Source organism: uncultured Parasphingorhabdus sp. (assembly GCF_963677535.2).
Lineage (GTDB): Bacteria > Pseudomonadota > Alphaproteobacteria > Sphingomonadales > Sphingomonadaceae > Parasphingorhabdus.
The window spans coordinates 890,692-914,074 of the sequence record NZ_CAXXUT010000003.1; the positions used below are offsets into that span (position 1 = coordinate 890,692).

At 59.7% G+C, this 23,383-nt stretch carries 23 protein-coding genes; 14 read left to right on the forward strand and 9 right to left on the reverse strand.

What is annotated here, in order from left to right:
• Nucleotides 1-7 precede the first annotated feature (7 nt).
• A complete protein-coding gene (locus ACHZCJ_RS11195; protein WP_321326449.1) occupies nucleotides 8-502 on the forward strand; it encodes a PaaI family thioesterase in 495 nt (164 codons plus the stop codon).
• The gene (gene zapE, locus ACHZCJ_RS11200) at nucleotides 499-1,614 is read left to right on the forward strand and encodes a cell division protein ZapE (protein ID WP_321326451.1); all 1,116 of its coding nucleotides are present in this window, start codon (nucleotides 499-501) and stop codon (nucleotides 1,612-1,614) included. Before ACHZCJ_RS11195 ends, zapE begins: the two co-directional genes overlap by 4 nt.
• Here the strand turns inward: zapE and ACHZCJ_RS11205 are convergent.
• Both ACHZCJ_RS11205 and ACHZCJ_RS11210 read right to left on the reverse strand, forming a co-directional pair.
• Nucleotides 1,611-2,651 carry a phosphotransferase gene (locus tag ACHZCJ_RS11205; RefSeq protein ID WP_321326453.1) on the reverse strand — a complete coding sequence of 347 codons (1,041 nt, stop codon included), beginning with the start codon at nucleotides 2,649-2,651 and terminating at the stop codon, nucleotides 1,611-1,613. The two genes, zapE and ACHZCJ_RS11205, sit on opposite strands and share 4 nt — an antisense overlap.
• Nucleotides 2,648-3,742 (reverse strand): hypothetical protein, encoded by a 1,095-nt coding sequence (locus ACHZCJ_RS11210; RefSeq protein ID WP_321326455.1) that lies wholly within the window; start codon nucleotides 3,740-3,742, stop codon nucleotides 2,648-2,650. Before ACHZCJ_RS11210 ends, ACHZCJ_RS11205 begins: the two co-directional genes overlap by 4 nt.
• A 311-nt stretch (nucleotides 3,743-4,053) precedes the next feature.
• Between ACHZCJ_RS11210 and mdh the strand changes: the two genes are divergently transcribed.
• The 10 genes from mdh to ACHZCJ_RS11260 all read left to right on the forward strand — a co-directional run bounded on the left by mdh (nucleotide 4,054) and on the right by ACHZCJ_RS11260 (nucleotide 15,495).
• Complete coding sequence (mdh, locus tag ACHZCJ_RS11215; protein WP_159646806.1) at nucleotides 4,054-5,016, forward strand: malate dehydrogenase; 963 nt, start codon at nucleotides 4,054-4,056, stop codon at nucleotides 5,014-5,016.
• A gap of 5 nt (nucleotides 5,017-5,021) precedes the next feature.
• Complete coding sequence (locus ACHZCJ_RS11220; protein WP_159646808.1) at nucleotides 5,022-5,585, forward strand: hypothetical protein; 564 nt, start codon at nucleotides 5,022-5,024, stop codon at nucleotides 5,583-5,585.
• Nucleotides 5,586-5,628: 43 nt separating this feature from the next.
• Nucleotides 5,629-6,519, forward strand: coding sequence for a succinate--CoA ligase subunit alpha (gene sucD, locus ACHZCJ_RS11225; protein ID WP_100092973.1), 891 nt, complete (start codon nucleotides 5,629-5,631; stop codon nucleotides 6,517-6,519).
• A gap of 117 nt (nucleotides 6,520-6,636) precedes the next feature.
• Nucleotides 6,637-6,930, forward strand: coding sequence for a GIY-YIG nuclease family protein (locus ACHZCJ_RS11230; RefSeq protein ID WP_321326459.1), 294 nt, complete (start codon nucleotides 6,637-6,639; stop codon nucleotides 6,928-6,930).
• A 230-nt stretch (nucleotides 6,931-7,160) separates the two neighbouring features.
• Nucleotides 7,161-9,947, forward strand: a complete 2,787-nt coding sequence (locus tag ACHZCJ_RS11235; protein WP_321326460.1) for a 2-oxoglutarate dehydrogenase E1 component — start codon at nucleotides 7,161-7,163, stop codon at nucleotides 9,945-9,947.
• Between the two features lie 102 nt (nucleotides 9,948-10,049).
• Nucleotides 10,050-11,270, forward strand: a complete 1,221-nt coding sequence (gene odhB, locus ACHZCJ_RS11240; protein ID WP_321326462.1) for a 2-oxoglutarate dehydrogenase complex dihydrolipoyllysine-residue succinyltransferase — start codon at nucleotides 10,050-10,052, stop codon at nucleotides 11,268-11,270.
• Nucleotides 11,271-11,332: 62 nt separating this feature from the next.
• Entirely contained in the window at nucleotides 11,333-12,739 is a 1,407-nt protein-coding gene (gene lpdA, locus ACHZCJ_RS11245) for a dihydrolipoyl dehydrogenase (RefSeq protein WP_321326464.1), read from the forward strand.
• Between the two features lie 96 nt (nucleotides 12,740-12,835).
• Entirely contained in the window at nucleotides 12,836-14,161 is a 1,326-nt protein-coding gene (locus ACHZCJ_RS11250; RefSeq protein WP_321326470.1) for an amidase family protein, read from the forward strand.
• Between the two features lie 30 nt (nucleotides 14,162-14,191).
• Nucleotides 14,192-14,866 (forward strand): PepSY domain-containing protein, encoded by a 675-nt coding sequence (locus ACHZCJ_RS11255; protein ID WP_321326473.1) that lies wholly within the window; start codon nucleotides 14,192-14,194, stop codon nucleotides 14,864-14,866.
• Nucleotides 14,863-15,495 carry a trimeric intracellular cation channel family protein gene (locus ACHZCJ_RS11260; protein ID WP_159646822.1) on the forward strand — a complete coding sequence of 211 codons (633 nt, stop codon included), beginning with the start codon at nucleotides 14,863-14,865 and terminating at the stop codon, nucleotides 15,493-15,495. Before ACHZCJ_RS11255 ends, ACHZCJ_RS11260 begins: the two co-directional genes overlap by 4 nt.
• On the opposite strand, the gene sppA is transcribed toward ACHZCJ_RS11260, so the two are convergent.
• From sppA to ACHZCJ_RS11295, 7 genes are read right to left on the reverse strand one after another with little or no spacing between them, the layout of a single operon-like run.
• Nucleotides 15,468-17,354 carry a signal peptide peptidase SppA gene (gene sppA / locus ACHZCJ_RS11265; RefSeq protein WP_321326475.1) on the reverse strand — a complete coding sequence of 629 codons (1,887 nt, stop codon included), beginning with the start codon at nucleotides 17,352-17,354 and terminating at the stop codon, nucleotides 15,468-15,470. The two genes, ACHZCJ_RS11260 and sppA, sit on opposite strands and share 28 nt — an antisense overlap.
• A 57-nt stretch (nucleotides 17,355-17,411) precedes the next feature.
• Nucleotides 17,412-18,038, reverse strand: a complete 627-nt coding sequence (locus ACHZCJ_RS11270) for an NrsF family protein (protein ID WP_159646826.1) — start codon at nucleotides 18,036-18,038, stop codon at nucleotides 17,412-17,414.
• Between the two features lie 28 nt (nucleotides 18,039-18,066).
• A complete protein-coding gene (locus tag ACHZCJ_RS11275) occupies nucleotides 18,067-18,591 on the reverse strand; it encodes a sigma-70 family RNA polymerase sigma factor (RefSeq protein ID WP_321326480.1) in 525 nt (174 codons plus the stop codon).
• 4 nt (nucleotides 18,592-18,595) lie between these two features.
• Entirely contained in the window at nucleotides 18,596-19,036 is a 441-nt protein-coding gene (locus tag ACHZCJ_RS11280; RefSeq protein WP_321326482.1) for a DoxX family protein, read from the reverse strand.
• A 1-nt stretch (nucleotide 19,037) separates the two neighbouring features.
• The gene (locus ACHZCJ_RS11285; RefSeq protein WP_321326484.1) at nucleotides 19,038-19,769 is read right to left on the reverse strand and encodes a DNA-binding domain-containing protein; all 732 of its coding nucleotides are present in this window, start codon (nucleotides 19,767-19,769) and stop codon (nucleotides 19,038-19,040) included.
• Complete coding sequence (locus ACHZCJ_RS11290; RefSeq protein ID WP_394700104.1) at nucleotides 19,753-20,625, reverse strand: DUF692 family multinuclear iron-containing protein; 873 nt, start codon at nucleotides 20,623-20,625, stop codon at nucleotides 19,753-19,755. Before ACHZCJ_RS11290 ends, ACHZCJ_RS11285 begins: the two co-directional genes overlap by 17 nt.
• 60 nt (nucleotides 20,626-20,685) lie before the next feature.
• Nucleotides 20,686-20,979, reverse strand: coding sequence for a DUF2282 domain-containing protein (locus ACHZCJ_RS11295; protein WP_159646836.1), 294 nt, complete (start codon nucleotides 20,977-20,979; stop codon nucleotides 20,686-20,688).
• A 325-nt stretch (nucleotides 20,980-21,304) separates the two neighbouring features.
• Here ACHZCJ_RS11295 and groES point away from each other — a divergent pair, with 325 nt between their 5' ends.
• Both groES and groL read left to right on the forward strand, forming a co-directional pair.
• Nucleotides 21,305-21,595, forward strand: coding sequence for a co-chaperone GroES (groES, locus tag ACHZCJ_RS11300; RefSeq protein ID WP_089133529.1), 291 nt, complete (start codon nucleotides 21,305-21,307; stop codon nucleotides 21,593-21,595).
• 47 nt (nucleotides 21,596-21,642) lie between these two features.
• On the forward strand, nucleotides 21,643-23,295 hold the full coding sequence (groL, locus tag ACHZCJ_RS11305; protein WP_159646838.1) for a chaperonin GroEL: 1,653 nt from the start codon (nucleotides 21,643-21,645) through the stop codon (nucleotides 23,293-23,295).
• The last annotated feature ends 88 nt before the right edge of the window (nucleotides 23,296-23,383 follow it).

Sequence of the window (23,383 nt, forward strand, 5' to 3'; positions counted from 1 at the left end):
CCCATTCATGTCTGAAGCAGAGCGCAATTTTGTCATCAGCGAGCCCGATCCGGACTTTCCGGACTGGAAGATATGGCAGCTGAACGATCCCGATTGCTATAACAGCTTTCTGGGAAAGATGATTGTCCGGCGCGGCGGTGACGGGCATGATGACGCTATCGCCCGGGTGCGCATGTTTCCCGAGCGCAAACACCGTAATCTCGGCGATGCGGTCCATGGCGGAACGATGATGGGTTTCATCGACTGTTCGCTGTTTGCCGCGATGCGGGTGCTCGACCTCGGTCCGTCCGGCTATGCGGTCACTCTCGAACTGCAGACCCATTTTCTCGGTTCCGCGCGGCTGGACGAGCTGCTTGAGGCGCAAGTCGAGATCACGCGCGAAACCGGGCGTTTTCTGTTCATGCGCGGGCTGGTCGTGCAGGGCGACAAGGGCCGGGACAATATGGCCTCTTTCACCGCCATCGTGAAAAAGGCACCACGCCAGAAAACAGATTTGCAATGAGCAGCTTCTACCAGCGCTATCTGGATCTGATCGCGCAAGGAGAACTGAAACCCGATCCCGATCAGGAAGCCTGTGCCAAACGGCTTGCCCGTTTGCAGGAAGAACTGGAAGCCGTGCCGCCGCGCGGCAGCATATTGTGGCGGGCCTTCGGCAAGAAACCGCAGGCTCCGCAAGGCATTTACATGTGGGGCGGGGTCGGTCGCGGCAAGTCGATGCTGATGGACCTTTTCTATAACAATCTCGATATCCAGCGGAAGAAACGCGCGCATTTTCACGAGTTCATGCTCGATGTACACGCCCGGCTCAATGAAGAGCGCAAGAAGGAACAGGGCGATCCGGTGATCCCGGTCGCCAAGGCACTGGCCAGCGAAGCACGTTTTCTCGCCTTCGACGAAATGGTGGTCAACAACAGCGCCGATGCGATGATCATGTCGCGCCTGTTCACCGGTCTGGTCGAGGCTGGCGTAACCATTGTCACCACCTCCAACCGGCCGCCCGATGATCTCTATAAGAACGGACTCAACCGCGAGCATTTTTTGCCCTTCATAGAGCTGCTCAAGACCAGGCTGGATGTGATTTCGCTGAACGGCCCAACCGATTACCGGCGGGAAAGACTGGGCGATGTCGATCTATGGCATGTGCCCAATGGCGAGGCTGCAACCAAGGCGTTGAGCGAAGCCTTTTTCCGGCTGACCGACTATCCTCCCGAGGACCGCGCCCATGTTCCTTCGGCCGAAATCGAGGTGCAGGGTGGCCGGATGCTGACCGTTCCGAAATCGCTCAAGGGGGTCGGGGTCTTCTCGTTCAAGCGGTTGTGCGCAGAAGCGCGCGGTGCGCAGGACTATCTCGCGATCGCGCGCCACTATCACAGCGTGATCATCGTCGGGATTCCCGTGCTTTCGAAGGAGAACCGCAATGAGGCGGCGCGCTTTGTCACGCTGATTGATGCGCTCTACGAATATCGGGTCAAGCTATTGGCCAGCGCTGATGCCGAGCCCGACGCGCTCTATCCGGAAGGGGACGGCGCGTTTGAGTTTGAACGCACCGCATCGCGGCTGCTCGAGATGCAATCCGATGATTATCTGGCGCTCGGCCACGGGGCCGCCTCCTAGAGCAGGCTGAGGCTGTCCAGATCGATCGCCATTTGCGCGGGGCGTTCGGCCATGGCGGCGAACATCCTGTCGCCGCGCTCGGTCTGTTCGACATGCAGCGAGGCGTTGATCGCCATCAGGAAGCCGGAAAAGGCGTGGCGGCGATATTCGTCCCAGAAAATCTCGAAGGCCGGTGCATTTGATCGTCTCGACAGATAGTCTCTGACCAGTCTTTGTTCCCGATCCCGCCTCTCTTCCGGATCGGCGAAACTGGTCCCGATCAGATAAGCCACATCATTGGCCGGATTTCCGAGAGAGCAGGTCTGCCAGTCGACCAGAGCGGCGATCTTGCCATCGGCATGGAACAGGATATTGTCGAGCCGCATGTCCCCGTGGGTGACGGTCAATTCCGGCGGTTCATGCGCAATATAAGACCCGATGCGGTCAACCAGCTCCTGTCCCAAGTCCAGTATTTCCGGTGAGAGCAGGGCCGAGAATCGCTCGCGAAAGACGGGATAGCCGGCGGGCAGGCTGGACTCGAGAAACTGGCTGTTGCCGGTGCCGTGATCCAGCCATTCCAGATTGTCGAACCCGCTGGCCGGTTGAAAATCGTGAAGGGCAGCGGCCTCCGCCAATGTTGTCTCCACTTGAACCAAGGACGCGCCAGCCAGCTGGTCGCCTTGGGAGGCGGGGGCCATGTCTTCCAGAAGCAGCACAAATTCCTGCTCGTTTTCCGCGATGTCGGCATGGTAGGATTGGGGACAGAGCGCGGCGCAATCTTTGGCGATATCGCGATACCAGCCCACTTCCATATCATAGAGATGGAAGATCGCGGCGGCGCCCCGGCTGACCGGATCGGCGCTCGGGCATTTGGCGATGAAGGTGTCCGGATGGCCTTCTTCCGACCAGTCGCAGGTGAAGCGATAGCTGTCGCAAACCTGCCCGGTGCCGACTGGTTTGTGCGTGAGCGACCGCAGCGATCCGGAAGTGGCACCAAAAACCTGCTCGATGAAGGCGGTTTCGAACTCTTTGGGACGTACAGGGAAGCGACCGCTCATGCTGCTGGGTCCATGATGCCGGCGAGGCCGCTGGTCGCATGCGGGCCGATGAACAGCTGTTCCACCACGCCAATGCCGCGATACTCTTGGCCATCAACGGTGAGCACAGCATCGCTGAGCGCCTGAATATGGATGGTGGTCATGTCGATCGCCGGTGCGGGGTCGAGGGCGATGACATCATGGTCGACCTCGAGGTCGCCATGGTCCATGCCATGACCCCAGATCGGATGGAGATAGCCGAGGCCCGACATGTAGAATGTCCGCGCCGCATCGCTGGTGCGCGGTGTGATGGAGAGCGACCCGGTGCCCGTTTCGAACTGCACCTGTTTGATACGGCGGGAACCCGAATGATAGCTGAGATCGATGGCATCCGGTTCAAACTCGAGCGCGCTCCGGGCGATCGTATCGACCACGCCGCGCCGATTCCACGGCATCCCGTCGCCGTCGTCATTGCTGTGAAAGAAACAGGCGTGATGGTCGAAATTGAGCGGTGTCCAGAGCCACCAGAATTGCGGGAACGCGCCGGCGGGCGGAGGTTGCGATTCGGAGGCTCCGACCTGGCGGATACCCCAGCTTCTGTCGCGGGTGCCGCGGCAATGGCCGATATCGATATTCTGACCATCGACGCTGATTGTACCCGACCAGTCGCCATTCTGCGTCATTCGGGTGTAATCCATCATCAGCCGGGGCCCCTCGCGGCGGATGAAGCGGGGCTCCTCGATCGGCTGGTGGCGGGCGGAGAACAGGATGTCGGCGGTGACCGGACTGTCGTTTGCAGCGACGGTCAGGCGGAGCTGTTGCAGCGGTTCGACGATGGTGACGGTGATCGGGCCGACCGTCAGGTCGAGTCTTTCGCTTCCCATTCTCTTGGAAGCCCGCAGATTATATTGCTTGCCGTCGATCGACACGCAAAAGGCGGCGTCCATGATATCGAGTTGCGGATAGATTCCGAGCGCGGCGGCGAAGAAGATGCTGCCGTCGGCGCTATAGCCGTTGAAGAAATAGCGGTCGTAGAAATTGCGGTTGCCGCCCGATAAAGCCATTGGTTCCGGCGTCTGGTGCAGCGGATATTCGTCGCCCTTTGTCAGCATGTTGCATCCTCTTTTTCTGTGCATCATGCCATTTGGATTTCACTTTGCAACGCAAAAGAATGGAAGAATTGGAAGCATGTTCGCTGTTCCGTCATCCTGAACTTGTTTTAGGACCTCCAACGGCTGTCCCACTTCCGGAGGTCCTGAAACAAGTTCGGGATGACAAGCTTGTTGCCTCACTATTGCTACTGCGAACCAATTGCAAAGATAGCGGTCAAATTGGTGCTTTCTGCGGTTGAATTTGTCAGAATAGGGGCCTAATCCTGCCTTTAATATCCTTTTTCGACTCTATTCTTAGGAGAATTTCCCACATGGCCCGTAACAAGATTGCGCTGATCGGCGCAGGCATGATCGGCGGCACGCTCGCCCACCTCGCAGCTTCCAAGGAAATGGGCGATGTCGTCCTGTTCGATATTGCCGAGGGCATGCCAGCCGGTAAGGCGCTCGATCTGGCGCAGGCCGCTCCCGTGGACGGATTCGACTCCAATCTCAAGGGCACCAGCGACTATGCCGATATTGCCGGCGCCGATGTGATCATCGTGACCGCAGGCGTCCCGCGCAAGCCCGGCATGAGCCGCGACGATCTGCTCGGCATCAACCTGAAAGTGATGAAGGCCGTTGGCGAAGGCATCAAGGCGAACGCGCCCGACGCCTTTGTCATCTGCATCACCAACCCGCTCGACGCGATGGTCTGGGCCCTGCGCGAATTTTCCGGCCTGCCGCACAACAAGGTGGTCGGCATGGCCGGCGTTCTCGACAGCGCCCGCTTCCGCCATTTCCTGGCTGACGAATTCAACGTCTCAGTTGAAGATGTCACGGCCTTCGTTCTCGGTGGCCACGGCGACACGATGGTTCCGGTTCCGGCTTATTCGACAGTCGCCGGCATCCCGATCCCCGATCTCATCAAAATGGGCTGGACCACGCAGGACAAGATCGACGCGATCGTCCAGCGGACCCGTTCGGGCGGCGGCGAAATTGTCCAGCTGCTCGGCAATGGCTCGGCTTATTATGCGCCGGCAACCAGCGCGATCATGATGGCGGAAAGCTATCTCAAGGACAAACGCCGCGTGCTGCCTGCCGCCGCGCACCTGACCGGCCAATATGGCGTCGACGATCTTTATGTCGGTGTGCCGGTGATCATCGGCAAGGACGGTGTCGAGAAGGTCATCGAAATCGAACTGAGCGAAGAAGCGCAGGGCAATTTCGACGTGTCGGTCGATGCGGTGAAGGAATTGCTGGAAGCCTGCAAGGGGCTGGATCCGAGCCTAGCGTAAATTTGGTGTTCAATTATCTGGCTCTAAATCTGGCGATAAGCGGTGCAGCACCGATAGATGAGCCTCGGCTTCTTGACATCTTTTGGTCAGCTTGTGCGGAAGGTAGCGTTAAATTTAGAGAAGGAGAAGCGCACAAGCGGGAATTTGGTGATTTGCCTTTTTGGGTTCGTCAATATTATCGAGGCGTAAAAAAGTTGGTGTCCGTTTATCAGCTTGGTGAGCAAGAGACCGCTTATCTGGTTTTTTTCGATAATAATGATGCGTGGGGACATGAATATACCAGCGGCTGTTCAGTGGTGGCGCAGCAATTGTCCCTGGATAGAGCCAATAAATTCATTTCTTTGAAATATGCGGGAGAAGTTGTTCCGTTGAAGAAATGTCGGCAGAATGTCAGATGGGAATGCAGTAAAAACAATCTGTATTTCGAGTTTTTTCCCGAAGATATAAGTTTCCAGATTCGAGGTGTCGAACTGAGTACCGACTTCAACGTAATTCAGCTTTCGAAACTAAAAAAGCCCACCCAGCAGTATTTGGAACGTCAGCGATCGCTGAGAGACGGAGATCGCTGATAGTTGTTATTATGGGGCATGGCAGAATTCAGAAAGGAATAGAATGAGCATTTTAATCGACAAGAACACGAAGGTCATCACCCAAGGGATGACCGGCAATACCGGTACGTTCCATACGGAACAGGCCCTGGCTTATGGCACGCAGATGGTTGCGGGCGTTACGCCGGGCAAGGGTGGCACGACCCATATCGGTCTGCCGAATTTTGACACGGTTGCCGAAGCGAAGGAAGCAACCGGCGCGACGGCTTCTGTTGTGTATGTTCCGCCGCCATTTGCAGCGGACTCGATCCTCGAGGCGATTGATGCCGAGATCGAGCTGATCGTCGCGATCACCGAGGGCGTTCCCGTTCTCGACATGGTGCGCGTGAAACGCGCGCTGCAGGGCAGCAAGTCGCGCTTGATCGGCCCGAACTGCCCCGGTGTCCTGACCCCCGACGAATGCAAGATCGGCATCATGCCCGGCAGCATTTTCCAGAAGGGCTCGGTCGGCGTGGTCTCGCGTTCCGGTACGCTCACCTATGAAGCGGTGCACCAGACCACGGCGGTTGGCCTCGGCCAGACCACAGCGGTCGGCATCGGCGGCGACCCGGTCAACGGCACCAATTTCATCGACGTGCTCGAGCTGTTCCTGGCCGACGACGAAACCAAGTCGATCATCATGATCGGCGAAATCGGCGGCAGCGCGGAAGAAGAAGCGGCGCAGTTCATTGCCGACGAAGCCAAGAAGGGCCGCAGCAAGCCGATGGTCGGCTTTATCGCGGGTCTGACGGCACCTCCGGGACGCCGCATGGGCCATGCCGGCGCGATTGTCTCCGGCGGCCAGGGCGGCGCAGAAGACAAGATCGCGGCGATGGAAGCAGCGGGCATCCGCGTCTCGCCGTCGCCGAGCGAACTGGGCATCACGCTGGACGCGATGTTGAAGGAGCTGGTTTGATTGTTTGAAGCGGACCGCAACTTTTTGTTCCCTGCCGCAGGGCAGGGCCCAGACGATAGTGCGCTGCAGTTCTGGGCACCGGCCTTCGCCGGTGAACAATGCGGTCGGTGAACGGAAATGGGCCAGCCGGGATATGTGTATATCATGGCGAGCCAAAAGAATGGGACGATCTATCTGGGTGTGACGAGCAATCTTCCGAAGCGGGTCTACGAGCATCGCCAGGGATTGTTCGAGGGATTTACGAAGAAGCACGGATGCAAATTGCTGGTCTGGTATGAGGGTTTTGACGATATTCAGGAAGCCAGGGCAGCCGAACGCCGGATGAAAAACTGGAAGCGGCAATGGAAGCTCAAGCGGATCGAACGAATGAATCCCGAATGGAATGATTTGTGGGATGATATTGTGAAGTGATTCTGTTCCCTGCCGCAGGGCAGGGTCCAGACGATCGGACGGGACAGTTCTGGACACCGGCCTACGCCGGTGAACAGTTAAGGGCCGGACTGGAGTGGTTTGAGGTTGTGAGGTGACGATGATTTGACGTTCCCTGCCGCAGGGCAGGGTCCAGACGATCGGACAGGACAATTCTGGGCACCGGCCTTCGCCGGTGAACAGCAAGCGACCGGCACATAAGGTAGTATATTATGGGTTTTGAAAATCAGGAATTTATCGGCTCGGAACAGGAGCAAGGCCCCAGCTGGCAGCGCAAGCACTGGCCGATCGATGACGCCGACGAACTGAACAGCGCGCTCGATCCCACGCGGATGGGCATCGAGATCAAGGCTTCTGCGGAAAAATCCGGCAAGGCGATGTCCGATGCCGAAGTTGCCCGGGCGGCGGAAAAGTCGATCCGGGCGATGATGCTGATCCGCACCTATCGGGTGCGCGGACATCTCGGTGCCAATCTTGACCCTCTGGGGCTTTCCAAGCTCGAGGAACCGGCGGACCTGACGCCCGAATTCCACGGCTTCACCGCCGACGATATGGACAAGCCGGTCTATCTGGGCGGCGTGCTTGGCTTCCAGACCGCGACGGTGCGCGAGATCGAAGCGGTGTTGCGTGCCAATTATTGCGGTCCGGTCGGGCTCGAATATATGCATATTGCCGATATCGAGGAACGGCGCTTCCTGCAGGAGCGGATGGAAGGCAAGGACGCCGAGATCCACTTCACGCCGGAAGGCAAGAAGGCGATTCTCAACAAGGTGATCGAGGGCGAGGAATATGAGAATTTCCTCGGCAAGAAATATGTCGGGACCAAGCGTTTTGGCCTTGATGGCGGCGAATCGATGCTGCCGGCGCTGGAAAATATCATCAAATATGGCGGCCAGTCCGGTGTGCGCGACATTGTCTATGGCATGGCCCATCGCGGCCGGCTGAATATTCTCGCCAATGTGATGGCCAAGCCCTACAAGGTCATCTTTCACGAATTCCACGGCGGCTCGGCCAATCCGGAAGAAGTCGGCGGTTCGGGTGATGTGAAATATCACCTCGGCACCAGCACCGACCGCGAATTTGACGGCATCAATGTGCATATGAGCCTTGTGCCCAATCCGTCGCATCTCGAAGCGGTCGATCCGGTGGTGCTCGGCAAGGTCCGCGCGCAGCAAGTGGCGCGCGATGATCTGGAAAAACATGACCAGGTGCTGCCCGTATTGATCCACGGTGACGCGGCCTTCGCCGGTCAGGGTATCGTCTGGGAGTGCCTCGGCTTCTCCGGCATCCGCGGTTATAATACCGGCGGCTGCATCCATTTCGTGATCAACAACCAGATCGGCTTCACCACCAGCCCGCAGTTCGCGCGCTCTTCGCCTTATCCGTCGGATGTCGCCAAGGGCGTGCAGGCGCCGATCTTCCACGTCAACGGCGATGACCCCGAAGCGGTGACCTTCGCCTGCAAGATCGCGATCGAGTTCCGCCAGCGTTTCGGCCGGGATATCGTCATCGACATGTGGTGCTATCGCCGCTTCGGCCATAATGAGGGCGACGAACCGAGCTTCACCCAGCCGATCATGTATGCCGCGATAAAGAAACATCCCAAGGTCAGCAAGCTCTACGAAGCGCGGCTGATCGAGGAAGGGATCATCGATGCCGACTGGGGTGATACAACCCGCAAGGCTTTTGCCGATCAGCTCGAAACGGAATTCCAGGCGGCCGCCAATTACAAGGCCGACAAGGCCGACTGGTTTGGCGGGCGCTGGCAGGGGCTTCATATTCCCGCCGACCCGGAAACCGCGCGGCGCAATGTGGAAACGGCGATCGATCCGAAACTGTTCGACAGTCTCGGCCGCACGCTGACCACGGTGCCCGAAGGGCTGCGGATCCACAAGACTTTGGGCCGGGTGCTCGACGCCAAAGCCAAGATGTTCAAGAGTGGCGAGAATCTCGACTGGGCAACCGGTGAGGCGCTGGCCTACGGCTCGCTGGTATCGGAAGGCTATAATGTTCGCCTGTCCGGTCAGGATAGCGGGCGCGGGACCTTTTCCCAGCGCCATGCCGTCTGGGTCGATCAGGAAACGGAAGAAAAATATGTGCCGCTGAGCACGGTGCGGCACGGCCGCTTCGAGGTGCTCGACAGTCCCTTGAGCGAATATGGCGTGCTCGGCTTCGAATATGGCTATGCCGCTGCTGATCCGAAGACTCTCGTTCTGTGGGAAGCGCAGTTCGGCGATTTCGCCAATGGTGCGCAGATCATGATCGACCAGTTCATTGCCTCGGGCGAAGCCAAATGGCTGCGCGCCAACGGGCTGGTGATGCTGTTGCCGCATGGCTATGAAGGCCAGGGCCCGGAACATAGTTCAGCCCGGCTGGAACGCTTCCTGCAACTGTGCGCGCAGGACAATATCCAGGTCGCGAATATCACCACGCCGGCCAATTATTTCCATGTGTTGCGCCGGCAGATGCTGCGCTCGTTCCGCAAGCCGCTGGTGATCATGACGCCGAAATCACTGCTGCGCCACAAGATGGCCGTGTCGAAGGCGGAAGATTTCCAGGGCGACCATCATTTCATGCGGATATTGTCCGACACCAATCCGCCGGCCGACAAGGATGTGAAACGGCTGGTGCTTTGCTCGGGCAAGGTTGCCTACGATCTGATCGAGGCGCGCGACGCGGCGGGTGACAAGAATACCGCGATCGTCCGTATCGAGCAGCTTTATCCGTTCCCAGGGGAACCGCTGGTGGTCCGGCTGAAACGGATGATCAATCTCGAGACGCTGGTCTGGGCGCAGGAAGAGCCGAAGAATAACGGCAGCTGGCATTTTGTCCGCTCTTATCTGGAAGATTGTCTGGAGCAGGCGGCGGTCGGTCCGGTCGATCCGGTCTATGCCGGTCGCAGCGCGAGTGCATCGCCGGCTACCGGCCTGGCCTCGCGGCACAAGCAGCAGCAGGAGCGGCTGATCGCCGAGGCGCTGGGGCATGCAGTCGAGATGTAAGGCGTTGGGCTCTGCACGTGATGCGGAGCGCGGCGGACGGAAAGTGAAATACGAACCAGGTTCCGCATCAGGAGCGGAACACGGAAGCTGATAGGATAGAACATGGCTACAGAAGTAACAGTCCCGGTATTGGGCGAATCGATCACCGAAGCGACTCTGGGCGAATGGCTCAAGCAGCCGGGCGATGCGGTCGCCGCTGATGAACCGATTGCCAGTCTGGAAACCGACAAGGTGGCGCTGGAAGTGCCGGCGCCGGAAGCCGGTGTGATGGGCGCACACAAGGTCGAGGTTGGCGATACGGTCGAGGTCGGCGCGGTGATTGCGACGATTGAGGCGGGCAGCGGCGCCGCTGCGGCGGCCAAGGCAGCCCCGGCACCGGCGAAAAGCGAAGCGAAGGCGGATGAATCCGATGCTTCGATCACCCTCTCTCCATCGGTCCGGCGGCTGGTTCTCGAACATGGTGTCGACCCCAGCCAGATCACCGGCACCGGCAAGGATGGCCGGCTGACCAAGGCGGATGTCGAGCAATATGTGAAATCCGGCGCGCAGCAGGCACCAAAGGCCGAGACAGGCGCAGCCACCAGCGCGCCAGTACCGGCTGCGCCATCGCAGGGCGGCAACCGCAACGAAGAGCGCGTGCGCATGACCCGTCTGCGCCAGACCGTCGCGCGGCGCCTGAAAGAAGCACAGGATACGGCAGCCTTACTGACCACGTTCAACGATGTCGACATGACCGCGGTGATGGAAACGCGCAGCAAGTACAAGGATCTGTTCGCCAAGAAACATGATGTGAAGCTCGGCTTCATGGGTTTTTTCGTTAAAGCGGCCTGCATGGCGCTGAAGGACGTACCTTCGGTCAATGCGCAAATCGACGGCGAGGAAATCGTCTATCATGACTATGCCGATATTTCGGTCGCGGTCAGCGCACCGAACGGCCTAGTCGTTCCGGTCATCCGCAACGCCGAAGCAATGAGCTTTGCCGATGTCGAGAACACGATCGGCGACTTCGGCAAGCGCGCCAAGGACGGCACGCTGACCATGGCGGACATGCAGGGCGGCACCTTCACCATCTCCAATGGCGGCGTGTTCGGTTCGCTGATGTCGACGCCGATCATCAACCCGCCGCAGTCCGCCGTGCTCGGCCTGCACCGGATCGAACAGCGGCCGGTGGTGATGCCGGACGGTTCGATCGAGGCGCGGCCGATGATGTATCTGGCGCTCAGCTATGACCACCGCCTGATCGACGGCCGCGAAGCGGTGACTTTCCTGGTGCGGATCAAGGAAGCAATCGAGGATCCGGCGCGGCTTTTGATTGATTTATAAGCAGACAACCCAATATCCGTCATGCGGACACGCATTTGCGATGACGGAATGAGAGACAGAATATGACCGACAATTTCGACTATGATCTTCTGATAATCGGCTCCGGCCCCGGCGGCTATGTCGCAGCGATCCGCGCCGCGCAACTCGGTCTGAAGACCGGCTGCATCGAAAGCCGCGAAACGCTGGGCGGCACTTGCCTCAACGTCGGTTGCATTCCGTCCAAGGCGATGCTGCACGCTTCGGAACTCTACCACGAGGCGCATAGCGGCGCGCTGGAGAAATTCGGCGTCAAGCTGACCGGCGCGAAGCTTGACCTCAAGCAGATGCTGGCCGAGAAGCTGAAGGCTGTCTCCGAATTGACCGGCGGCATCGAACTGCTGTTCAAGAAGAACAAGGTCGACTGGATCAAGGGCCGCGGCGCGTTTGAAGATGCGCACACGGTCAAGGTCGGCGACAAGAGCTATACCGCCAAAAATATCCTGATCGCCACCGGCTCTTCGGTCACCCCGTTGCCGGGCGTCGAGATCGACAATGACAAGCATGTCGTGGTCGATTCGACCGGCGCGCTCGAACTGCCCAAGGTTCCCGGCCATATGGTCGTGATCGGCGGCGGCGTGATCGGGCTGGAACTGGGCAGCGTGTGGCTGCGGCTCGGTGCGAAAGTCACGGTGGTGGAATATCTCGACCAGATCCTGCCGGGCATGGACGGCGCTATCCGCAAGGATGCGGCGCGGATGTTCAAGAAACAGGGGTTCGATATCAAGACCGGTACCAAGGTTACCGGCTGCACCGTCAAGGGCAAGAAAGCGACGCTCACCATGGAACCGGCCAAGGGCGGCGACAGCGAGACGCTGGAAGCCGATGTCGTGCTGGTGGCTATTGGCCGCAAGCCAAATATCGACGGGCTCGCGCTGGAAAATAGCGGTGTCGAAACCAACGACCGCGGCCAGATCGAGGTCGGCCAGGATTTCCAGACCAAGGTGCCCGGCGTCTATGCGATCGGTGACGTGACCCCGGGTCCGATGCTGGCGCACAAGGCCGAGGACGAAGGCATTGCCGCGGCGGAATTTATTGCCGGACAGCAGGGCATCGTCAATCACGACCTGATCCCCGGCGTCGTCTATACCTATCCCGAAATTGCCAGCATCGGCAAGACCGAGGAAGAGGTGAAGGACAGCGGCACCGAATATAACGTCGGCAAATTCGTCTTTGCCGCCAACAGCCGCGCCAAGACCAACCGCGACACCGAAGGCTATGTGAAGGTTATCGCCGACGCAAAGACCGACCGCGTGCTTGGCTGCCACATCATCTCGTCGCTCGCCGGCACGATGATCGCGCAGGTCACGCAGGCGATGGAATTCGGCGCGACCAGCGAGGATATCGCTTATACCTGCCACGCCCATCCGACCCATTCGGAAGCGATCAAGGAAGCGGCCATGGCGGTGCAGGGCAAGCCGATCCATATGTAGCGTCCATGCTCCGCACTTGATGTGGAGCCGGGTCAGCACTAGCATCACCCCCCAAAAGGGTCACGGCTTCCCGCCCGGAACCCGGGGGGAGAGACTATGGCGATTGTATCACTGACCACCGAAGCCACCGCGACCGGGATCGCGTCCGATATTGCCGCCGGGAAATTATCGGCCCGGGACGCGACGGAAGCGGCTATCGCCCGGATTGAAGCGCTGGATGGTCCGATCAACGCCGTGGTCGTGCGCGACTTTGATGCTGCCCGTGCTGCAGCCCATCGGCTGGACGATGAAGGACCGCAAGCGGGCCAGCCGCTCTTCGGTGTACCGATGACGGTCAAGGAAAGCTTCAACCTCGCCGGTCATCCCTCGACCTGGGGTCTGGAACATGCGCGCAATAATATTGCGCCGTCCGATGCGGCCGTTGTCAAGCGGCTCAAGCGGGCGGGGGCTGTGATCGTTGGCAAGACCAATGTCCCGCCGGACCTGGCCGACTGGCAGTCAAACAATCCCGTCTATGGCCGGACCAACAATCCGCATGATCTCGACCGCACCCCGGGTGGCTCCTCCGGCGGCGCTGCAGCCGCCGTCAGCGCGGGGATGCTGCCCTGTGAATTCGGATCCGATATCGGCGGATCGATCCGCGTGCCTGCGCATTATTGCGGCATCTGGGGGCACAAGCCGACCTTTGATGTCATCAGCCTCGAGGGCCATGGCTATCCCGGAACCGATTCTGCGCGACCGGCACTGTCCGTCTGCGGTCCGCTGGCGCGTTCGGCGGAGGATCTGGCAATCTTGCTGGAGGTCACGCTCGACCATCCGCTGCAGCGGCGGGATGTTGCGGTCAAAGGCGGCCGGTTTCTGCTGATCGATGAGCAGCCGATGGTCGGATGCTCGCGCGGCTATCGCGCCGAACTGGACCGGGTCGCCGGACAAATCGAGGATGCCGGGGGCCGGGTCGAACGGAGTAGCGAATGGACACCCGATCTCGAAGCATCCCATGACAGCTATCTCAAGATGCTCAATATCGCGATGGCCGGCGGCCTGCCGGCACCCGATGGCGCGCAAGCCACGGTGCGCGACTGGTTTGACCTTTGCGATATACAGGCGCGGGTCTATCGGCAATGGCGGGATCTGTTTGGCACATTTGATTTTGTGCTGGCTCCGGTAAGCGCCACCCCGGCCTTTCGGCATCATGCCGGGCAGATTTTTCAGGGGAATATAGAGATTGACGGCGAAAATCTCCCCGCCAGCCCGCAGCTCGCCTGGGCGGGACTGGTTACCTTCCCCGGTCTTCCTGCAACCGTGCTGCCTGTCGGCACCGTCGACGGCTTGCCCGTCGGCATGCAGGTGATCGGCGACAAGTTTCAGGATTATCAAACAATTGATGGTGCGCGACAGATCGGGGCTCTATTGGCGACTTAGCCGTTTTAGCAGGAAGTCCGGGACGCCAGAATGAAACATCATAAACTCATGCGCTGGCATGTCTGGCTCGGCTGGCTGATCGGGGTGCCAATCATTATCTGGACCGCCAGCGGACTGCTGATGGTGGTGCAGCCAATCGAGACTGTGCGGGGCAATCATTTGCGCAGCGAAACGCCGGTGCTCGATGCTATCCAGCCGGTGCCGCCCCTCCTCGACGGGCGGCAGGCAAAGAGCCTGACCCTGCAGCAGAACAGCAGCGGTCCCTTCTGGGTAATTGCCTATGCCGATGGCGGAAAGCGAAGGGCGGACGCAGAGACCGGCGCCCTGTTGCCGCCGGTGTCGGGTACCGAAGCCAACAGGCTGGCGAGCGCGGCTCGGGCCGGCGAGGCGGCGATCCGCTCCGTTACCCTGTTTGCTGCCGACCAGGCGCCGCTGGAGCAGCGCAGCGGACGACCGTCGTGGCAGGTTATATTTGACGATGACGCGCGCTTCTATATCGATGCGGACACGGGCGAGACGCTGGCCGTAAGGACGCGGTTCTGGCGAGCGTTCGATTTCATGTGGGGCCTGCATATCATGGACCTGCAGACGCGCGAGGATACAAGCCATCCGATATTGATCGGTTCGGCGGCGCTTGCGCTGGTCGGATCGATTCTCGGCTTTGTCCTGCTGTTCACCCGGCGCAGACGAAGGAAAAGGGCATGAATTCCGGTTTTCTCTATAGCGCACTGGGCTGGCTCGATCTGTTCGGGATCGCGGTATTCGCGATTTCCGGGGCGCTGGTCGCGGCGCGCAACCGGCAGACCCTGGTGACCTTCGGCTTTTTTGCGCTGGTTACCGGTGTCGGTGGCGGTACCGTCCGCGATCTGCTGATCGGGGCGCCGGTATTCTGGGTGCAGGATGCCCGCGTACCGATATTATGTCTGGGAATTGCCCTGCTGATTTGGGTTACACCGGTGAAATTCTGGCGACCGGCGGCGGTTGACTGGTTCGACGCGATCGGACTGGCGGCCTATTCGGTGTTCGGGGCCGCCAAGGCAATGCAACTGGGCATTGATCCGGTCCCTGCCGCGATCATGGGTATTATCACCGCCAGCGTCGGCGGGGTGATCCGCGATCTGATTGCCGGAGAACCCTCGATCATCATCAGGCCTGAACTTTATGTGACCGCCGGGGCGCTTGCGGCCTCGGTATTCGTGCTGCTGGTGCAGATCGGCGTTCAGGGTTTCATCGCCGCGCTGATCGCCTTCGCCGCAGGATTTGCCCTGCGCGCGCTGGCTATCGTGAAAGGCCTGTCGCTACCGGCCTATCGCGGAGCGGAAGACAAGGAATAGCCCAGCAGCCTGTCGAACCAGCCGGCGGATGCGCGGGTGTTCCGGTTCACGCCGGTTCCGCATTCAAGGCACAAGGCCTGGACATCCTCGCGCGCCAGCAAGCCCTGCGCGGTGGCCAGCGCTTCGCCGAGGATTGCCTTCTGGCGCTGCGCGGCCCAGCCGATAACTCCGGTGACCGGCGCGCTTTGCTGACGGATAAAGGGAATGGCATCAAAGGACAGCCCGGCAAATCCGGTCTGCGGGTCGAGATATTGCGCATGATAGTCGCCTTCGGCGATGCCCGCGCGCTTGGCCGCTTCGGCCAATGCTTTGGGCATTCCACCAAAGGCATCAACCAGTCCCAGTTGCCGCGCAGTACCGCCATCCCAGACCCGGCCCTGTCCGACCATATCAACTTCTTCCGGCGTCTTGCCGCGCGCGGCCGCAACCAGCTTGATGAAGTCGCCATAGCTGTCTTCGACACCAGCCTGCAGGATCACATCGAGATCGTCGCTGAAGCCGCCGACAAAATCAGGCTCGCCGGACAGTGGTGTGGTCTGGACGCCGTCCGCCGTGATCCCCCATTTGGCAAGCGCCTTTTCAAAACTGGGTAGAACCGCGAACACACCGATAGAACCGGTGATCGTGCCGGGCTCGGCAAAGATATGGTCGCCGGCCGTGGCGATCCAATAACCGCCGCTTGCCGCGACATCGCCCATCGAAATGACAACCGGCAGTTTCTTCTTCTTCGCTTCGAGCAGCGCCAGGCGGATTTCCTCACTGGCAAAGGCCGAGCCGCCGGGCGAATCCACGCGGACCACCAGCGCCTTGAGTTCTTCGTCTTCCAGAGCCGTGTAGATCAGTTCGGCAATCCGTCCGCTGGCCGCCATGCCGGGGCCGGTATGGCCACCGACAATCTCGCCGGCGACGGTAATCACGCCGATCGCGGCGCCGTCTGTCTCGACCGGATGGGCGGCGACAAAGTCATCATAGTCGATCGCGTTGAAACGGTCCGGTGCGGGGGTTTCGTCCGTGCCGACCTGTTCGGCGACAAAGCGGTCGAACGCGGTCTTGTCACCCAGCTTGTCGATCAGCTTCTGCTGTATGGCAACCGCTGCATAATCGCCGCCGGCGTCGGCAACGAAGCTTGCAGGATCGTCGGCAAAGGCCTGGACCATCGCCTGCGGTCGCGATTTTTTGACATCGGCAAGCCAGCCGTCCCAGAGGACATTGTAGAGCGCCTGCGATGCTTCACGCGAGGCCGGCGACTGGTCGGCGCGCATATAAGGTTCGACCGCGCTCTTGTAGGTGCCGACGCGATAGATATTGGCGGTCACGCCAAGCCGGTCGATCAACCCCTTGTAATAGAGTCGGTTGCCGCCGGGTCCGGCAAAGATGATTCCGCCCATCGGATCCATCCAGATTTCCGTGGCATGGGCGGCCAGCTGATAGCTGTCATCGCTGTAGAAATTGGCGAATGCGTAGACTGGTTTGCCGGCCTTTCTGGCGCGGGCGAGCGATTCGCCGATATCGGTCAGGCTGGTCTGGCCGCCGCCGACAAAGCTGCTGAGGTCGAGCACGATGGCTTTGACGCGGTCATCCTCCGCGCTGGCATCGATCGCACGGACGACATCGCGCAGGCGATATTCGCGCGGACTGTTGCCGGCGCCCGCCAGAAAATCCTCGAAGGTCGGGGCCGCCGGCTCTTCGACAATCACCCCGTTCAGGTCGAGCAGCAAGGCGCCGTCGCGGATCGCGCCGCTATTGGGCTGGGCCGATAGCAGGGCATAGAGGGCGCCGAAAAACAGCAGCATCGCGATCAGGACCATGCCGTCCTTTATCGCCACCAGAAACTTCCACGCTGCTCGCGCAAACTGCATATTCATATCCCTGTTTTGACCGGATTCACCCCCACTATATGGGATGACGCACCGATATTACCAGCGGATAAGCCGGGGCACCAGCAAACGACCGGCAATCGCGCATAATGCCACCGCCAGAGAATACCACAGGCCGATGTAGAATATGCTGTTGAACGGGCAATGCAGGCCATAAGCCGCCGCGCCCAGAGCGCCGGACGACATGCCGACGAGCCAGCCGGCCCGTTCCAGCGCCACCGGTGCGCCGCGGCGCAGCCAGAGCACCTGGGCCGCCGCTATGCCGAGACCCGCCAGCATGCTGACAGTCAGACATTCCACGCCATAGCGGGCCACCAATATTGCCATATCATCGGGTCTGGTCATCATCGCCATGACCGCTGCCGTGGCGGGAAAAAGCAGTGCCGCCGCGAGCGCCCATATCCAGCCCTTGAAGCTGTTGCCAACGGCCGGCTGGCTCATCGCGATGACGGCATAGCTGCTGGTCAGACCGAGCAGCAGCAGCGCTCCGCCACGCAGAAAGAACATCGGATGCGGCATGCCCATCAATAGGTCCCCGCGAACCCCGGCAAGCAGCGCAACCAGCACCGCCACGACCGCGGCAACGGCCAGCGTCAGGGCAAAGCCGTTGCGGTTTTTCAGCGGTTTTACCGGGGTCAAATCCTCGACGAGACGATTTATCATCATATCCGACATCATATATACTCTTTTACTGTCATTCTGTTTCGACCATCGAGGAGAGCTTTTTCAGCCCCCGATGGATATTCACTTTGACCAGCGATTCCGACTGGCCGGTTTTGGCCGATGCCTCGAGGATGCTGAGACCCTCGATCTTGACCAGGCTGATAACCTCGGCCTGTTTCGGCGGGATCATGTCGAGCAGACGCTCGAGGCTGACTTTGGCAGCCACCGTTTCGTCCTGTGGATCGGCGGCCATTTCTTCGTAAAGCTGGTCATGCTCGTGCCGGTATATCTTGCGCAGGCTGTCGATCCAGCGATAGCGGCCGATGGCGGCGAGCCATGGCAGAAACGGCCTTGCCGGATCATAGCTGGCCCGTTTGCGATGCAGCGAGATCAGCGTTTCCTGTACCAGATCATCGATCGCCGCCGGGTTGATCTTGTGCGCATAATAGCGCCGCAGCCATTTTTCGCATTCGGTCAGCAGGCTGGAATAGCAGAGCTTGTCACCGGCCTGCGCTTTGGTCATCAGACGCCGGAATGTTTCTTCGCTGGCGATCATCGGTTCAGCCGAACTTGTGACCGGTCAGCCGGTCGAGCGAGAATAGTCCGCCACCCCGCGCGATCAATATGCCGGCTAGCGCCACCCACAGGATATGCACTTGCCACCAGGCTTCGGGATAGACGAAAAACTGGATGACCAGCGTCATCGCCAGCAGGCCGGCGGCGCCGATGCGGGTGAACAGGCCGAGCACCACGAGGATCGGGAGAAAATGTTCCGCGTAGGTCGCCAGCAGGCCGGTGATTTCCGGAAAGGGCATGCCATATTCCTCGCGGAACAGCAGAACCGTGGTGTCGCTCATCTGCAACCAGCTGCCGTCCTCGACCTTGGTGCGGGCGGAGCGCCAGAAAATACCGGCCAGCGCCACGCGGACGAACAGCAGGGCAAGGCCCTCCGGTATTGCGCCGCTCACCAGGCGGACCATTTTCCGGATCATGGATTTCATATCAATTTCCCTCGACTGGTGTCAGCGCCCCGGCCTGGATCAGCTTGATAATGGGCTGCATCGCCGTGGCTTCTTCCTCCAGTTCGAGCGCATGGGCCAAAAGGTTACCCATATTTGTGCAGCCAGGTATTTTTTCTGCGATCGCCCGTTCGGTTGCGCTCAGCGGATGGAGCAGGATCTGCGCTTCCGGCCGGGCGATCATCAGTGCGTCGGACTCCATGCCCGCCAGCTCGGCTAGCGCCGGCGACAGCGGCGCGGTCAGTCCGATCAGCCGCATCGCCGGATGAGGGGCCACCGGGAAGGCGAGCAGGTCGGCTTCGCCGAGCGTGGCGATATCGGTCAGCGCCAGTGGCAGGGCTTCGGCGCTGCGGTAGCTTTCCAGCCAGGCCCATTCGATCCGGGCAAGGTCGATGTCCGCGCCGCCATATCCGCGCTCTTGCAGAAAGGCAGGAAAGCCGGCGCCGATATGGTTGAGATCGCTGGCCATGACGGCCCGCTGCTCGACATAGGCACGCGAGAGGCGGTGAAAATCCTCATGGCCGATATGTTCGTGCAAGCGGGGATAGCAGTCTTCCAGCGCCACCAGCCGGGCATGGGAGATGGTGTTGGCGTGCGCCTTCAGGCCGAGCAGCGCCCGCGCTCTGTCTTCGGCGAACAGATCGTCAGGAAAATGCGCCGGTCCTTGCTGCAGGCAGGCGATGAAGCGCGACTGGCCTTCAGCGAGCGAGGGCATGGCGCGGCTCTTCCGGCAGGGGGGCGGCCAATATGGTTTCCGCCTTCGTGACTTCCGCCATCAGCACATCATATGCGGGAATATCCGTGTCCCATTCGATCAGCGTGGCGATCGGGCCGGCGCGGGTGATGAAGCGGCGATAGAGGTCCCAGGTGACGTCGCTTACGATCGAGCCGTGATCGTCGATCAGCAATGGGCCGCTGTCATGGCTTTCCGTCGCATGGCCGGCGAGATGGATTTCGCCGACGATTGCCGGATCGATCGCATCGATATAGGCGTGCATGTCCAGTCCGACATTGGTCGCGGTCACCTCGACATTGTTGATGTCGAACAGCAGGCCGCAGCCCGTCTGGCGACAGAGAGTATCGATAAAATCGGTCTCGCTCATTGTGTCGTCGCGATAGGAGAGATAGCGGGACGGGTTTTCGATCAGGATCGGGCGTTGCAGCCGGTCCTGCACCTTGCCGATTTCGCCGGCGAAATGGTCGAGCGCTTCTTGCGTATAGGGAATGGGGAGCAGGTCGGGATAGCGGTCATGGGCATTGCCGCTCCAGCTGAGATGGTCAGATACCATCGCCGGCTGATAGCGGTCGCAGAGCGCGGCCAGCTTTTCCAGATCGTCTCTGTTGAGCCCTTCGGCGCTCCCGAGCGACAGGCCGACGCTATGAAAACTCAGGGGATAGACCCCGGCGATGGCGGTGAGCCAGCGGTGCGCCGGTCCGCCATCGCCGAAGTAATTCTGTGGATGTACCTCTACCCAGGAGGGGCGTTTCGCCTGCGCATCATCGTCCAGAACATGACTGTAATGGACCGACTTGAGACCGATGCCACCCGATGGGGGGAGGGAGTGCGGCATGGTGGTCACCGACGAAACATGAGGGTCAGGAATAGCGGCCATCCACGGAATTTAGCGCGATCAGCCCCGTTTGGGAACCGGTTTCGCATTGCCCTTGTGCGCGGTCAGCGTACCGCCCATTTTGACGCAGCTGCCTTTGCTGACATATTTCCAGGCATTGCCCTGATAGTCGGCGGTGGAGGTGCCGGCGCAGGTCGTGCCGGGACCGGCGGCGCAGTCATTTTTTCCGGCCAGCGCGACGCCATAGCATTTTTCCTTGGCTCCGGCGGCCTGGGCGGCGGTGGCGGAAAGGGTCAGGCTGGCAACCGCGGCAAGGGTTGCCGCTGCCGCGGTTGTTTTGGTCAGTGCAGACATAATATTTCCTTTTTCAATTTGGGGGAACCCGTCCGAGCCTGCCGAGGCGGGCTCATAATGTCATTCGACCGGCCTGCTGTTCCGGTTACAGCAGCGATGCGATACAATGAAGATTGCTGACCGAACGAATCGCAATGCCTCGGAAATCCAACAAAAATGCAATGAAATATTTTCCGTCCTTTCCCTTGACGGGGGATGAACAGCCATTACATGGGCCCTGTTAGCACTCGAAAGGAGAGAGTGCTAATTCACACAAATTCTGCTCTGCCGACCGGCCATAGCGACTGGTCTGAAGAGATTTGGATTGGACAAGAAAGGGAAATCTATGAAATTTCGTCCATTACATGACCGTGTACTGGTGCGTCGCGTCGAAGCGGATACCAAGACTGCTGGCGGCATCATCATTCCGGATAGCGCCCAGGAAAAGCCATCTGAAGGCAAGGTTGTCGCTGTCGGCAATGGCCTGAAAGACGACAATGGCAAAGCCACCCCGCTCGACGTCAAGAAAGGCGACAAGATCCTGTTCGGCAAATGGTCCGGCACGGAAGTCACCGTTGACGGCGAAGAACTGATCATCATGAAGGAAAGCGATATTCTCGGCATTCTCGAGAAATAAGCCTTTCTCCCATCATCATTTCAATCAACTAAGCAGAGGAAAATATCATGGCTGCTAAAGACGTAAAATTTGGTCGCGACGCTCGCGAACGCATCCTCAAGGGTGTGAACACGCTGGCTGACGCCGTTAAAGTAACCCTCGGTCCCAAAGGCCGGAACGTTGTGCTCGACAAGAGCTTTGGCGCACCGCGCATCACCAAGGATGGTGTTTCGGTTGCCAAGGAAATCGAACTGAAAGACAAGTTCGAGAATATGGGCGCACAGATGCTTCGTGAAGTCGCATCGAAAACCAACGATGTTGCTGGCGACGGCACCACCACCGCAACCGTTCTTGCCCAGGCGATCGTCAAGGAAGGCATGAAATCCGTTTCGGCCGGCATGAACCCGATGGATCTGAAGCGTGGCATCGACCAGGCTGTCGAAACCGTTGTTGCGGATCTCAAGAAACGCTCGAAAGACGTCAAGGGCAGCGAAGAAATTGCCCAGGTCGGCATCATCTCCGCCAACGGCGACCGTGAAGTTGGCGAGAAAATCGCCGAAGCCATGGAAAAAGTCGGCAAGGAAGGCGTTATCACGGTCGAAGAAGCCAAGGGTCTCGACTTTGAACTCGACGTTGTTGAAGGCATGCAGTTCGACCGCGGTTACCTGTCGCCTTATTTCATCACCAACCCGGACAAGATGATCGCGGACCTCGAAAATCCCTACATCTTGATCCACGAAAAGAAGCTGACCAACCTGCAGCCACTGCTCCCGATTCTGGAAGCTGTTGTCCAGGCCGGCCGTCCGCTCCTGATCATTGCCGAAGATATCGAAGGCGAAGCGCTGGCGACCCTCGTGGTCAACAAGCTGCGCGGCGGCCTGAAGATCGCTGCGGTCAAGGCACCTGGTTTCGGTGATCGCCGCAAAGCGATGCTCGAAGATATCGCGATCCTCACCAAGGGCGAAATGATCTCCGAAGATCTCGGCATCAAGCTGGAAAGCGTTACGCTGAACATGCTCGGTGAAGCCAAGAATGTCACGATCGACAAGGATAACACCACGATCGTCGACGGCGCTGGCAAGAAAGCCGACATCAAGGCCCGTGTTGAAGCGATCCGTTCGCAGATCGAAAACACCACGTCCGACTATGACAAAGAGAAGCTGCAGGAACGTCTGGCGAAACTCGCCGGCGGTGTTGCCGTGATCAAGGTCGGTGGTGCTACCGAAGTCGAAGTGAAAGAGAAGAAAGACCGTGTCGACGATGCGCTGCACGCAACCCGTGCTGCCGTTGAAGAAGGCATTGTCCCTGGCGGCGGTTCCGCTCTGCTCTATGCAACTTCGGCGCTCAAAGGTCTTGAAGGCGTCAACGACGACCAGACCCGCGGTATCGACATCGTTCGCAAGGCGCTGCAGGCTCCGGTTCGCCAGATCGCTGAAAATGCGGGCTTTGACGGCGCGGTTGTTGCCGGCAAGATGCTGGACCAGAAGAGCAAGGAATTCGGCTTCAACGCATCGACCGATGTCTATGAAGACCTTGTCAAAGCTGGCGTCATCGATCCGACCAAGGTTGTCCGTGCAGCACTGCAGGACGCGTCGTCGGTTGCCGGTCTGCTGATCACCACCGAAGCGGCTGTCGCTGAAACACCATCCGAAGACAAAGCCGGTGGCGGCATGCCCGACATGGGCGGCATGGGCGGCGGCATGGGCGGAATGGGCTTCTAAACCCGACCGTCCAGCGCGAGCTGTATCAATCAAGAGGGGCCGGAAGGAAACTTCCGGCCCTTTTTTTGCTTTTTTTATAATGGCCAAG

Coding starts and splice junctions, on each gene's coding strand:
- sucD (WP_100092973.1), top strand. CDS start 5,629: ATGAGCATTTTAATCGACAAGAACACGAAGGTCATCACCCAAGGGATG.
- groES (WP_089133529.1), top strand. CDS start 21,305: ATGAAATTTCGTCCATTACATGACCGTGTACTGGTGCGTCGCGTCGAA.
- ACHZCJ_RS11280 (WP_321326482.1), bottom strand. CDS start 19,036: ATGAAATCCATGATCCGGAAAATGGTCCGCCTGGTGAGCGGCGCAATA.
- ACHZCJ_RS11210 (WP_321326455.1), bottom strand. CDS start 3,742: ATGCTGACAAAGGGCGACGAATATCCGCTGCACCAGACGCCGGAACCA.
- ACHZCJ_RS11195 (WP_321326449.1), top strand. CDS start 8: ATGTCTGAAGCAGAGCGCAATTTTGTCATCAGCGAGCCCGATCCGGAC.
- mdh (WP_159646806.1), top strand. CDS start 4,054: ATGGCCCGTAACAAGATTGCGCTGATCGGCGCAGGCATGATCGGCGGC.
- ACHZCJ_RS11250 (WP_321326470.1), top strand. CDS start 12,836: ATGGCGATTGTATCACTGACCACCGAAGCCACCGCGACCGGGATCGCG.
- lpdA (WP_321326464.1), top strand. CDS start 11,333: ATGACCGACAATTTCGACTATGATCTTCTGATAATCGGCTCCGGCCCC.
- groL (WP_159646838.1), top strand. CDS start 21,643: ATGGCTGCTAAAGACGTAAAATTTGGTCGCGACGCTCGCGAACGCATC.
- zapE (WP_321326451.1), top strand. CDS start 499: ATGAGCAGCTTCTACCAGCGCTATCTGGATCTGATCGCGCAAGGAGAA.
- ACHZCJ_RS11235 (WP_321326460.1), top strand. CDS start 7,161: ATGGGTTTTGAAAATCAGGAATTTATCGGCTCGGAACAGGAGCAAGGC.
- ACHZCJ_RS11260 (WP_159646822.1), top strand. CDS start 14,863: ATGAATTCCGGTTTTCTCTATAGCGCACTGGGCTGGCTCGATCTGTTC.
- sppA (WP_321326475.1), bottom strand. CDS start 17,354: ATGCAGTTTGCGCGAGCAGCGTGGAAGTTTCTGGTGGCGATAAAGGAC.
- ACHZCJ_RS11205 (WP_321326453.1), bottom strand. CDS start 2,651: ATGAGCGGTCGCTTCCCTGTACGTCCCAAAGAGTTCGAAACCGCCTTC.
- ACHZCJ_RS11255 (WP_321326473.1), top strand. CDS start 14,192: ATGAAACATCATAAACTCATGCGCTGGCATGTCTGGCTCGGCTGGCTG.
- odhB (WP_321326462.1), top strand. CDS start 10,050: ATGGCTACAGAAGTAACAGTCCCGGTATTGGGCGAATCGATCACCGAA.
- ACHZCJ_RS11290 (WP_394700104.1), bottom strand. CDS start 20,625: ATGCCGCACTCCCTCCCCCCATCGGGTGGCATCGGTCTCAAGTCGGTC.
- ACHZCJ_RS11285 (WP_321326484.1), bottom strand. CDS start 19,769: ATGCCCTCGCTCGCTGAAGGCCAGTCGCGCTTCATCGCCTGCCTGCAG.
- ACHZCJ_RS11270 (WP_159646826.1), bottom strand. CDS start 18,038: ATGATGATAAATCGTCTCGTCGAGGATTTGACCCCGGTAAAACCGCTG.
- ACHZCJ_RS11230 (WP_321326459.1), top strand. CDS start 6,637: ATGGGCCAGCCGGGATATGTGTATATCATGGCGAGCCAAAAGAATGGG.
- ACHZCJ_RS11295 (WP_159646836.1), bottom strand. CDS start 20,979: ATGTCTGCACTGACCAAAACAACCGCGGCAGCGGCAACCCTTGCCGCG.
- ACHZCJ_RS11275 (WP_321326480.1), bottom strand. CDS start 18,591: ATGATCGCCAGCGAAGAAACATTCCGGCGTCTGATGACCAAAGCGCAG.